This is a genomic window from Bifidobacterium indicum (assembly GCF_036987015.1).
Taxonomy (GTDB): domain Bacteria; phylum Actinomycetota; class Actinomycetes; order Actinomycetales; family Bifidobacteriaceae; genus Bombiscardovia; species Bombiscardovia indica.
Genome location: NZ_BTXM01000001.1, coordinates 361,300 through 372,594 on the forward strand (window position 1 = coordinate 361,300; position 11,295 = coordinate 372,594).

15 protein-coding genes and 1 pseudogene are annotated in these 11,295 nt (G+C 63.2%); 10 read left to right on the forward strand and 6 right to left on the reverse strand.

What is annotated here, in order from left to right; genetic code table 11:
- Positions 1-32 precede the first annotated feature (32 nt).
- Positions 33-764: pseudogene (locus AACP59_RS09445) on the forward strand (ABC transporter transmembrane domain-containing protein); the annotation flags it as partial.
- 112 nt (positions 765-876) lie between these two features.
- On the opposite strand, the gene AACP59_RS01535 reads toward AACP59_RS09445, so the two are convergent.
- The 6 genes from AACP59_RS01535 to AACP59_RS01560 all read right to left on the reverse strand — a co-directional run bounded on the left by AACP59_RS01535 (position 877) and on the right by AACP59_RS01560 (position 3,222).
- Positions 877-1,233 (reverse strand): hypothetical protein, encoded by a 357-nt coding sequence (locus tag AACP59_RS01535; protein ID WP_339349542.1) that lies wholly within the window; start codon positions 1,231-1,233, stop codon positions 877-879.
- A gap of 22 nt (positions 1,234-1,255) precedes the next feature.
- Complete coding sequence (locus tag AACP59_RS01540; RefSeq protein ID WP_339349543.1) at positions 1,256-1,960, reverse strand: hypothetical protein; 705 nt, start codon at positions 1,958-1,960, stop codon at positions 1,256-1,258.
- Positions 1,961-1,986: 26 nt separating this feature from the next.
- Complete coding sequence (locus AACP59_RS01545) at positions 1,987-2,304, reverse strand: hypothetical protein (protein WP_339349544.1); 318 nt, start codon at positions 2,302-2,304, stop codon at positions 1,987-1,989.
- A gap of 1 nt (position 2,305) precedes the next feature.
- On the reverse strand, positions 2,306-2,551 hold the full coding sequence (locus AACP59_RS01550) for a hypothetical protein (protein ID WP_339349546.1): 246 nt from the start codon (positions 2,549-2,551) through the stop codon (positions 2,306-2,308).
- 136 nt (positions 2,552-2,687) lie between these two features.
- Positions 2,688-2,909, reverse strand: coding sequence for a hypothetical protein (locus tag AACP59_RS01555; RefSeq protein ID WP_339349548.1), 222 nt, complete (start codon positions 2,907-2,909; stop codon positions 2,688-2,690).
- Positions 2,910-3,027: 118 nt separating this feature from the next.
- Positions 3,028-3,222 (reverse strand): helix-turn-helix domain-containing protein, encoded by a 195-nt coding sequence (locus AACP59_RS01560; protein WP_339349549.1) that lies wholly within the window; start codon positions 3,220-3,222, stop codon positions 3,028-3,030.
- Between the two features lie 731 nt (positions 3,223-3,953).
- Here AACP59_RS01560 and AACP59_RS01565 point away from each other — a divergent pair.
- Genes AACP59_RS01565 through AACP59_RS01605 form a run of 9 tightly spaced genes read left to right on the forward strand, consistent with a single transcriptional unit; the run spans position 3,954 to position 11,271 of the window.
- The gene (locus AACP59_RS01565; RefSeq protein ID WP_339349551.1) at positions 3,954-4,274 is read left to right on the forward strand and encodes a lysozyme family protein; all 321 of its coding nucleotides are present in this window, start codon (positions 3,954-3,956) and stop codon (positions 4,272-4,274) included.
- Positions 4,271-4,615, forward strand: coding sequence for an HNH endonuclease (locus AACP59_RS01570; RefSeq protein ID WP_339349553.1), 345 nt, complete (start codon positions 4,271-4,273; stop codon positions 4,613-4,615). Before AACP59_RS01565 ends, AACP59_RS01570 begins: the two co-directional genes overlap by 4 nt.
- On the forward strand, positions 4,588-5,229 hold the full coding sequence (locus tag AACP59_RS01575) for a hypothetical protein (protein WP_339349554.1): 642 nt from the start codon (positions 4,588-4,590) through the stop codon (positions 5,227-5,229). The genes AACP59_RS01570 and AACP59_RS01575 overlap by 28 nt, the downstream gene beginning before the upstream one ends.
- Positions 5,162-5,599, forward strand: coding sequence for a phage terminase small subunit (locus AACP59_RS01580; RefSeq protein ID WP_339349556.1), 438 nt, complete (start codon positions 5,162-5,164; stop codon positions 5,597-5,599). The genes AACP59_RS01575 and AACP59_RS01580 overlap by 68 nt, the downstream gene beginning before the upstream one ends.
- Before the next feature lie 3 nt (positions 5,600-5,602).
- Positions 5,603-7,483 carry a terminase large subunit domain-containing protein gene (locus AACP59_RS01585; RefSeq protein ID WP_339349557.1) on the forward strand — a complete coding sequence of 627 codons (1,881 nt, stop codon included), beginning with the start codon at positions 5,603-5,605 and terminating at the stop codon, positions 7,481-7,483.
- A 16-nt stretch (positions 7,484-7,499) separates the two neighbouring features.
- On the forward strand, positions 7,500-9,107 hold the full coding sequence (locus AACP59_RS01590) for a phage portal protein (protein WP_339349558.1): 1,608 nt from the start codon (positions 7,500-7,502) through the stop codon (positions 9,105-9,107).
- A complete protein-coding gene (locus AACP59_RS01595) occupies positions 9,104-10,156 on the forward strand; it encodes a hypothetical protein (protein ID WP_339349559.1) in 1,053 nt (350 codons plus the stop codon). Before AACP59_RS01590 ends, AACP59_RS01595 begins: the two co-directional genes overlap by 4 nt.
- 30 nt (positions 10,157-10,186) lie before the next feature.
- Positions 10,187-10,813: a hypothetical protein gene (locus AACP59_RS01600; protein ID WP_339349560.1), complete on the forward strand. Its 627-nt coding sequence runs from the start codon at positions 10,187-10,189 to the stop codon at positions 10,811-10,813.
- Positions 10,810-11,271, forward strand: coding sequence for a hypothetical protein (locus AACP59_RS01605; RefSeq protein WP_339349561.1), 462 nt, complete (start codon positions 10,810-10,812; stop codon positions 11,269-11,271). The genes AACP59_RS01600 and AACP59_RS01605 overlap by 4 nt, the downstream gene beginning before the upstream one ends.
- Positions 11,272-11,295: the final 24 nt, after the last annotated feature.

Sequence of the window (11,295 nt, forward strand, 5' to 3'; positions counted from 1 at the left end):
TGAAACCGCACACAGCTATCACTGTTGTTGTGATGTCTGTGGGTATAGTGTCTTCAGGTCTGGCGTTACTACAACCTCTGTGTGTCAATTATCTTCTACACGCCATAGAACAGAGTCAGAAGTTGGTGAGACCAATTGCAGTCTTGGCGCTTTTGTTTGTAGCAGGCATCGTCCTGGATGGTTTGGGATCCAATATGGCAAACCGCCTTGCGGCGAAAATAGTTTTCGATAAACGTAGCAATCTCATTACCTGTATCCTCGGCCTGCCGGTACAAGAGTATGATAAGAGGGAGTCGGGTGACTATGTCTCAACTGTCATCTCAGATACTAATGAGTTACGCTCAGCCCTGTCATCAGACTTCTTTAAAGTGGCCGCGAATCTGTTAACAGCTTGCGGATCAGCTGTCGCTATGCTGTTCATTGATACCAGACTCTTTGCCGTGGCACTTATAACTTCGTGCACATCCATTCTGTTGATGATTGCTGCTTCTTCTCGTCTGCAGGCCTATACCGAACTGGTACAAGCTAAGACAGCAAGACTGTCTAATGCCATACTGCGATCATTAGCTGGAATTCGCACAATTAAGGCCTTTATGGCAACAGTGCCTGAAACGAAAAGAGTAGTCGGTACCGCAGAAGAAGTGTATCGGGCAACAGTAAAAGTGGCCAACAAGGAAACAATCATTCGGTCCATTGTGAACTGCGCCATACAGCTGACCTTACTAATCGTTTTTTCCTTTGGCGGCGCGGAAATAGCGAAAGGGGATCTTGATATTTCTAATTTCATCTCCTTTTCAATGTATTTGACTATGGTTGTTTCTTCGCTAAGCTCCTTTTCCTCATCTATAACCACGGCTTTCAAAGCTTTAGGACCACTCAGCAGTCGCCGTTCCCGTCGGCTTGGGTCCAGTAGACCCATTCAAGGGGAGAGCTATCGCACAGCCGCTCCAGTTCGGGTTGCCAGCGTTCTACCGGGATGGCGGACACCTGTTCGGCTGTCGCGTCCTGGTTGGCGATAAGCAGGTAGGCGGTTTTGAAACCCGCCGGGGCCTGGTCCCCTTTGAAGACGGCATCCCAGTCGGCTTCACGGATCGACCCGTCCTCACCCAGCCTGTAGACGCCTTCCCCCGGGCTGAACCTGTCGGGTTGTGGTACTGCCAGCAGGTCCCGGTCGATTCGCTCGTACAGTGCCTGTACCTGGTCGCTTGTCCAATATTGTGTGTTCTGTGTCATCGTCTTTCTTCCTTGTCTCGTGTCAGGCGGCTTCTGCCAGGCTCTTCGCGTACTGCAGGGCCAACGTCTCGACTTCCGGCTGTGAGCCCCTCGCGTAGCCCTGTTTCCAGGCGACGACCACGCGGGTTCCGGCTTTGGCGACGTATGCGACCCTGTGGTGCAGACGGCCGAACCGTCGCGGTTTGCCGGCCCCTTGCAGTGCGGGGCAGGTGTTGGACCCGACCGGGACCATGGCCTCCATGATGTCCGGTTTGGTATCCGGCTGGTCGGGGCTCATCTCCTCCAGGACGTCATCCACTTCGCGGGGGTCACAGCCCAGGAAAGCGGCCATGACTTCATCCCCGTCCTCCTCCGTCTCGGGTTCCGGCCGGCGCGGGTACTGGTACTCGTCATCGACCTTGGTGATTCCGTGCTCCCGGTCGGCGTCGGTCAGGTCATCCAGCCCTTGGGTCATGGCATCAGGGAGCCAGCCACCTATCTGTTCGATGGCCGACTCGTAGATTCGCTCGTCTTCGGGTCTCAGCCGTTCGCCGCCCTCGTGTCTTAGGACGGCTGCCCGCTCCCTGACCTTTGAGGCCTTGTGGTCCATGGGTCTCCAGTAGGTCCCGTACCTGCTGTGGGTCAGCTTCCAGCTTTTCGCCTGTTTGAGGTCCAGCCACCACCAGCCGGCTTCGTCCGGTTCGTTGGTGTCCTTGGTGCTCCATAATCCCGTTGTCAGTCTTCCCATGATGTCGCTCCCTATCCTCGCTCTTGTCAGTTCCGCCAGCTTGCTATCTTGGCCCCGTACACCAGCAGGTAGGCGGGTGACCCGTCGTGCTTGTCCCAGTAGCACACATGCTCCCAGCCGGACGCTCCCTTGTGGCCGTCCCAGGTCGGGCATGCGGGCACGCCTTCCAAAGTGACGGGTGTGGATACGTGTACATGTGTGCGGGGGTCCAGGTCCCAAGGCTCCGGCTGTATGGTTCCCGTTGTGTCGGTCTCTTCCTGGTTGGTGCTGCTGCCGCAGGCGGCAAACCCCAAGGTCAGCGCCAGGGTCAATGTCACGGCTATGATGCGGTTCCTTGTGCTCATGTCACTCGCCCCGCTTTTCCGCGCTCCACACGACTTTGTCAAGGCCGTCCGGGCTGATGCTGGTGTGGGTTTTCGGGGTGCTAATCTCCTGGCCGCCGAGTGTCCTCATCCAGGCGGCCCCTTTCTTCACGTTCCGCATGAAGTCGATGCACTCCCCGCCTTGCGCTACAACTTCACGACGTGTCTCCTGCCATGCTTCTGTTCCAGAGGTCCGCGTGTAATAGGTCTTGATGATGATGTCCTGCATGATTCCTCGCTTCCTTGCGGGGGTGCTAGGATATAGCACGCCCCGCATTTTGATGGTTTGGTAGCTTGATATTTGTAGGGTGTAACCGTGGCGATTGCCCTCGCCACGGTTTTCCTTTTGCTTGGGTGAGCCCGATTCAGTCACCCTTTCCCGCTGCTTGCAGCAGGTCGATCCAATCGTCCGAGTCTATGTCGTCGTATTCCACATGATGGGTTTCCATGTAGTCGTCGACACTGTCGACCAGCTCATCCATCCTGAAGTTCTCGTCGGCCCATGCGTCGATGTCGTCCACTCCTGTGGTCACGTCGCAATTGATGAAGTAGTCGACGATTTTGGCCTTGATGTCGGTCTTGCTCATGTTCCCTCGCTTCCTTGCGGGGCTGTAGACTAGTACAGCCCCGCATTTTGATTGATTGATGAAGTTGATTGGTTACTTGAGGGGGAGAGGTCTGACAGTGACGGCTGTCAGGCCTCGCTTACTTTTCCGCTGGGATGTTGTCGGTCACTTCTTCAAGTGTCCCGCCGAGCACGTGTGCGAACTTCTTGGCTCTAGAGGCGACCATGTCCTGGCCGTGCTCGTACTCGCTGACGCGCTGTTGCGGGATAGACATGGCATCCGCAAGGCGGGTCTGTGACCAGCCTTTGCGTTCCCTCAACTGTCTTATGCTCATGGTCCTGCCTTTCGGTCAAGACCAGTCTACACGACTAAGCGTGTACCTCGCTTATGGTTCCACTCTTCAGTTATCAAGCGTCCCGGCTGTACCGCGTTCGGGCTAGGTCTCGCGGGGTATCGGGTTGGTGTCCCTTGCCGACTTTCCGCGTGCCGCTCGCCCTACTGACTGCCGATGAAGTTGTCCAAGCTGTTGTGTTCCTTGCTTGTGACTACCACTATACACGTTTAACCGTGTAACGCAAGACACGGCGTGTCGCCTTTGTTTCCAACGTTTCCGAGGTTCGACCTTGACAAGCCCGAGCCCTCGACGCACCATAGATGTACATTCAGATAATTGTCAGGAAACGTACAGACAACGTTCAGGAAGAGCCCGGCCGGTAGCCGGGCTCTTTGCGTATCCGTCCCCGCACCACCCGCACCCTGACCCGTGTACCGGCATGCGTGCGCGTGTGCGCGTGCGTGAGCGTGCGCGTGTGTGTGCGCGTGCGTGTGTGTGCGCGTGCGTGCGTGAGCGCGCGGGCCCGTGTGGGTCTGTGGGGTCGGTCTCTGCCGGCTGTCCTGATAGGGGGGGTGGGGGAGTGTCCCCCCGCCCCATAAATACGGCCGCAGGGTGTCGAGTAAAAAACCCGAATGGGTCCCCGGACCCTTTTGCGTTTACCGTGACAAGGCTCGGAAAGGGCATCACGGTGCGGATTGGTCGGGGTTGTTGATCATTGAAGGAGGGCCGACATGGCCAACAGGAATGAACAGGGCGCCGCTGCATCGGTCAAGGTGAATCTGGACACCGCTCAGGTCAGGGCCGACGTGGCCAATCTGTGTGATGCCGCTGCCCAGGCGATCCTTGCGGGCTGCTTAGGGAAGAAGGGGGTGCCCGCCTTGGTTCGTCGTGAGATGGCGGCCTGCCTCATCGACGCCGCCGAGGCGCTCACCGAAGGCCCGGGAAGCGTGGATGAAGAGGACGGCCCCGAGGATGGGGTGTCCGAGACGGGGGAGCCGGACATGGAGCAGGAGGATCGCACAGAGGAGCACCCCGCAAGGAGCTGGCTGTGAGCGCCAGCCGGTGGAACACGTCCCGCCGCCGAGAGCGGTTCAACCCCGGTTGGTCCCGTCGGCGTCTGGAGATCCTCGACAGGGACGGGCACATGTGCCAGTGGCCGATCCTCGACGCCGCGACCGGTGAGAGACGGCTGTGCGGGATGCCGGCCCGGCAGGTGGACCATCGACGACGGGCCAAGGACGGCAGGCCCGATGACGACAGTTGGACGAACCTGTGGAGCCTGTGCGACACCCATCACCAGTACAAGACGGAGCAGGAGGCTGCGGAGGCCCGTCGGGCCAAACAGCGCAGACGGGAGGAGAACCGATGGTACTCCCATCCGGCGTTCCGGTGACCTCGGACTGCTTGATCGCCGGCTGCCGTGAGGAGCCGGTGGCCGAGGGGCTCTGCCGGATGCACTACGACAGGATGCGCAGGACCGGGAACCCGGTCAAGCAGCGCCGCAGCCGGGCCTGCCTGGTGTGCGGGCGGTACTTCGAGGCCGAACGCAGCACGAAGAAGGTGTGCGGGCCCACCTGCAGGAAACGTTGGCAGAGGATGCGCGAAGCCAGCGGCTTCCGGCTCGACCCGACCCCCAACCCGTTGAAGAGCGTGGACTGGGAGCATCCCCGCGAAAAGGAACCCGAGCCTGTCATGGCCGAGGTGTTCACAGTGGGGGACGTGTGGCATGCCAGCAGGGGAGCCTGCCTGGTGTGCGGCGGCATCGTGAGAAGGACGGCAGGTCCCCGCGATCCCGCCTATGGGATATCCGTCTGGCGTGTGCCACCCGACAAGGGCGGCCAGCCCCGCCTGGCGAACAAGGCCATTGTGCATCCAGCCTGCGAACGACGGGACAAGAACGGGATACTGAGGACCTGCCATGGAAGGAAGGGTGCATCCCATGGCGGGAAACGGACGAAAGGCACACAAGGACGCAGGCGGAACCAACCCCGTCCTGCGCAAGCCTGACGGGATGGTCGGACCGGACCTGCCCGAGGGCCTCCTGTCCAAGAACAGGTCCTGGAACCCGCATGTGGTGGACTGGTACGACCAGTTCCGCATGTCCCCGCAAGCCTCACTGATCCGCAGCGACCCCATGTGGATGGCCCTGCAGGTGGCGTTCATCGAGCTCGACGAGATGATCTACACCGGCAGGTACGGGTCCATGGGCCCGGAGGTGAGGCAGATGTTCGCCCAGTTCGGGTGGACCCCGGCCAGCCTGCGGGCCATGAGGTTCGACGTTCCCGAGGCCGACGACCTGTCCGCCAGCGAGAACGGCGAGACCGGCGCCATGATCGACTTCGAGGACTTCAGACGACGCCAGGGCGCGGTGGGCTGACCCATGCACACCATGATCCCCGATCTGAGCGCCGAGGATCGCCGCCGGTCCCTGGGCTGGCTGGCCATCTGGTGGATCGAGACATTCACCGTGATCGGCAGGGGCGCCGCCGTAGGGCAGACGATCCGCCACTCGCCCGAGTACATGCAGTTCATCGCCAACTGCTACGCGCTGAACGCGAACGGCAGACGACGCTTCAACCGGGCCAGCCTGTGGCGGCCCAAGGGCTGCAACAAGAGCGGCCTGGGCGCCGAGATCGCCATGTTCGAGGCTCTGGGACCCTGCAGGTTCGACCACTGGGCCGAACCGGGGGAGACCTACACGTTCCTGGGCTGCACCTACTACTACATGGAGGGCGAACCCGTGGGCCGGCCCGTCCAGCAGCCTTCCGTGCTGTGCATCGCCACGGCCGAGGACCAGTCCAGCAACGTGTTCGACTCGATCTACTACAACTGCACACAAGGGCCCCTCAGCCAACTGTCCGGCATGGGACTGGACGCCGGCAGGACCAGGATCGAACTGCCCGAGGGCGGCATCATCAGCCCCTCCACATCCGGGGCCAGCAGCAAGGACGGCGGCCTGCAGACCTTCATCGACTTCGACGAGACCCACCTGTTCAACACCCCCGCCCTGCGGCGCGTCTTCAAGACCCTGCAGCGCAACCTGCCCAAACGAAGCCTGACCGACGAACCCTGGCTGCTGGAGATGACCACCTTCTTCCGGCCAGGGGAGAACAGCGTGGCCGAGGACAGCTACAAGTACGCCGAGGACATCCTCCAGGGGCGCATCAAGCACTACGCCGGCCTGTACTTCGACCACCGGTACGCCAACCTGCCCATCGAGGAGTTCGGCGACGAGAAGAAACTGATCGGCGCACTGCACGAATCCTACGGGTCGGCCGCCATCTCAGAAGACGGCAAGGACCACATCATCCTGCCAGACGGCCGCATGCAGACCGTCGGGCAGGACGGGCGCAGCGAGGACGGCTGGTCACTCAAGGACCCCGGCGTGGAACCGGGACCATCCAAGGACGGCTGGGTGGACGTGCACGACATCGCCGGACAGATCTACCAACCGGACTCCGACCCCAACGACTCCATCCGCTACTACCTGAACTCCAGGGCCAGCAGCGAGGACGCCTGGCTGACCGAAAGCCAGATCGAACGCCACCTGGTCCACCGCGAGGAGATGGAACAGGCCGCCAACAGCCACGAACTCGACGGCGCCTGGAAACGCTGGATCGACCCGGACGAGGAGATCACCCTCGGATTCGACGGCTCCGTGTCCAACGACTCCACAGCCCTCGTCGGCTGCCGGGTACGCGACGGCATGATCTTCCTCATCCGGCTCGCCCAGGCCCCGGAGGGGGCGGCCGCGGCCGGATGGCACGTGGACAGGGACGCCTTCGACGCGACCGCCAGGACCATGTTCGACAACTACAACGTGGTCGGCTGCTACGCCGACGCCGCCTACTTCGAGAGCATCATCCAAGGATGGGAACGTGACTACGGCGACGGGATGAGCGTCTACGCACGCGGCAACTCCTACCAGATGCGCTTCTACACCAACAACTGGAGCCGGGAGATGTACCGCAACCTGGAGAACGCGCACACCAGCTTCAGCTACGAACCCATCGACGACCCCGACGAGGAACCGGACGCCGGCCAGATACGGCTCCTCGCCGACCCGAGACTGGTCGACCACTTCCGCAACGCACGCCGACGCGACCGGTCCTTCGGCTACCTGATCTTCAAGGACACCCCCAAATCACCCCACAAGATCGACGCCTGCATGGCCGGCCTGCTCGCCTACTCCGCACGAGAGGCCTACATCGCACAGCCCACCGAAGAGCAAACCAGCTTCGTGCCCATACGGATCGGATAACCGGAAAGGAGACACCATGGCCGAAACGACCCTGATCACGACCCCAGGAGACGACCCGGACGGGGACGCGACGGTCCTGGACCGGCTGGCGCAGGCGCTCGCCGCCCGCAACAGGGAACTATGCACCCTCAAGACCTTCTACGACGGACAGGAGAAGGTGCCCACCGAGAGCCTGCCACCGAACACGGGGGTGGAGGGCTCCCACATGTACCGGCACTACGTGGAGCTCGCCCGGCTCGACCTCGCCAGGCCCATAGCCGACGCGGTCAGCCAACGCCAGAAACCCAACGGGTTCCGTCTGGTGGGCGACAAGACCAAGCGCAGCACCGAGGCCGACGACATGTGGAAAAGGGCCCGCATGCCTCTGACCGCCACCGACATGTTCCGCGACGTGTCCAAGTACGGGGCCTCTTACGCGCTGGTCACCGCCACCGGGCAGCCTTCGCGGGTGACCAGGCTCAGCCCCTGGGTGTGCATCACCTCCGACGACGAGCAGTCCGCCCTGGTCTACACATACGACGAGACCGAATCCAAGGAGCACCTGGTCCTGTACCGGCTGATCCGCGCCGAGGACGGCTCCGTGGACCGCGTCTACTCGCGCGTCGCCACCAAGGACGCCCAAGAGCGCAGCCTGATAGCCGAGGAGGACAAGGAGAGCGTCTACCGTCAGGCCAACGAAAGCGCATCGCACGCTCCCGCGTTCGAACCCGGATTCGCCTGGGAGGGCGAGAAGAGCCAGGACGGCTACGAGTTCGCCAAGACCTGCGGGACGCTGCCCGTGGTCAGGATGGCCAGCCACGACGGGGCCGGCCAGTTCGAACCGCACCTGAGCACCCTGCGCCGCATCGACCAGGAGCTCTTCCAGCGGCTGTGCATAGCCAGCCTCCAGGCCTTCCGGCAGCGCGCCATCAAGAACCTGCCCAGCGCCTACGGCAAGGACGACCCGCTCGTCAAGGCCGGCAAGCACAAGGCCGGCGACCCGATCGACTACACGGAGATCTTCTCCCAAGGGCCCAACACCCTGTGGCTGCTTCCCAAGGAAGCGGAGATCTGGGAGTCGCAGATCACCGACATCCAGCCCTTCCTGTCCAGCGTGAAGGACGACGTCAAGTACCTGGCCGCATCCAGCAACACCCCGCTCGACATCCTCAGCCCCGACGTGCAGGGCAGCGCCGAGGGGGCCAGCCTCAAACGGGAGGGCCTGGTCGCCAAGGTCGAGGAGAACAACACCCGCGCCAACGACTCCTTCGTGCGCATCATGCGCCTGGCCCTGACCGCCGCCGGCAACCGGCAGGCCGTCGACCAGCAGTTCGAGACCGTCTGGCTGCCCATCAACCCGCCCAACGTGCTCGAACAGGCGCAGGCCGCCAGCTACGCCAGGAACAGCCTGCCCGTCAAGACCCAATGGCGTCTCATCTGGGGCATGAGCGAAGCCGAGATGGCCGAAGCGGAGACCGACATGACCGACATGGCCTTCCAACAGGCCTGGGCCCGGAACCTGCAGGCCATGGACGGCCAGCTCATCCAGGACCAGGACGCCACGGACGGCCTGGACCACGGCGCACAGCCCGAACCTATGCCCGATACGGAACCCGCAGGCGATGAGGAAGGCCCCCGCCCATGAGCAGCGCCAGCCTTGCGACCGCTACGGCATCGCTTGAGACGATGCGCCGCGCGGCGGTCGAAACCTACCTGAAGACCGCGCGCACCTTGTGGCGGGGCCTGCTGCCAGCCGACTGGTGGAACGACGCGGTGACCGTGGCAACGGCCGCCCGGCTGACCCTGATCGAGCTGGAGATGATCGCCCAGGTGCGCAGGGCCGCCGTCAGCTACGCCGACGCGAGCCTGCGCCTGGCCGGGTACACGCCCAAGGGCCAGAACGACAGGCTGGTCTACCCGAGGGACAACACCGACCCCTGGACCGTGCAGCAGCGCCCGGCGGACACATACCGGCACAAGGCCGCCGGGCACCCGTCCATCCGGCCTGAACGGTGGCCGGACAAGGACGACGATTACTACCGGACCGTGCAGCAGTGGATCAAGGACTCGTTCGACCGTCTCCAGGCGGTGGCCGAGATGGACGCCACGGCGGCCATGAACCAGGCCGTCTCCGACCGGTTCCTGTCCAGCGGCGTCAAACAGTACCGGCGGGTCATCCACCCGGAACTGTCCAGGACCGGCACCTGCGGGCTGTGCGTGGCCGCATCCACCCGCGTCTACCGGATGAGGGACCTGCTGCCCCTGCACGGTGGCTGCAACTGCACGATCAGCCCCATAGGAGCCAAGGACCCCGGACTCGACCTGACGGCCGATGACCTGCGCGCCCTGTACAGGAAAGCCGGGGGGACCAGCGCGGCGAGGCTGCGCCGGACCAGATACCGGGTCGAACGGCACGGCGAACTGGGGCCGACCCTCGTTCCCGCCGATTCCACACCATCGCGGGCCGCCCCCACCTACCACAGGCCAGACGCGGCGACCACCCGCAGACAGACGCAACGCATGCTCGACCACGCCGACACGTTCGCCGCCGCATACCGGCAGGTGGCCCGCACCGGCGAGGAGTACGCCTTCCGTCTGGACGGCAAGAGCTACCGGTTCAAACCAACCCCGAAGCTGAAGCAGGCCCAGGCATGGCAGGAGAGCTTGGCCCGACAGCTCCGCACCAGACTGTGACACACAAACCGAACACAAGGAGAAGGCGACATGCCAACCAACACACAGCAAGACCCCGGAACCGACAAGGGTACAGGGCCCGGACCCGACCAGGCGTCCCAGGAAGGCGAACCCCGCAAGGAGGAGGCAGCCGGACAGGGATACCCGCCGGACACCCCCGTAGCGGAAATGACCCTGGAACAGCAGGTCGCCTACTGGAAGCAGTACTCACGTAAGCACGAGTCGGAATCCAAGGAGACCCAGACCAGGCTGGAGAAGGCCGACAAGCAGCTCCAGGAGGCCAACAAGCAGCTCCAGGAGTCCAACAGGCGCGCCGACCTGGCCGGCCTGCGCCTCCGCCATCCGCACCTGAGCGACGACATCATGCAGTACGCCCCGGCGGAAAGCGACAAGCTGGAGGAATTCGCCCAAGCTGTCGAGGCGCTGGCGCAGCCGGACAAGGAACCCGAACCCGCCGACCCCAAGCCCGCCGACCCCAAGCAGGCGACGGGAAGCGAGGGGAGCGGCGGCAGCCCGACATCCGCGAAGGCCGACGCCCTGGCCGCGTCAAGCATGAGCCACCAGGGCGGGTACACGCCGGCAACCACCTACGAGGAGACCCTCAAGAAACAGACACAGGCGCTGATGAACCAGCGCCAGGAAAGGAACAACGCATGAGCGAAGTGAGCATGGTCCACGACACGGGCAGCACCGCCGTCCGGGACGACAAGTCATGGCTGGTCAACAGCCGAAGCGGAGGCGTCAAGAGCGTCACCCTCGACCTGGACACCTTCAAGGGCAAGGCCGAGTACGTGACCGGCGCGTCGGGGGAGGCCTCCCAGTTCTACCTGCGCAGCGGCATCCCGCTGGCGCGGGAGGACAGCGGCCTGTATGGACCCTACGACCCGGACGCGAGCGACGGCAGGCAGAAGCGGGTCGCCGGCTTCCTGGAATCCAACGTGGAGGTCAAGGCGACCCTGAACGGGTGGAAGATGGACGACCCCAACGTCGGCATGCGCTACCGGGCCGACATCCGCAAGGAGAACCTGCCCGTGACCCTGGCCGACAGCACGAGTTTCGCCGGGGACATCTACCAGGTCCCCGAGGACGGGGACGTCACCAGGCTCAGCGCCTGACCGCCAACCAGCAAAGCAACCAGG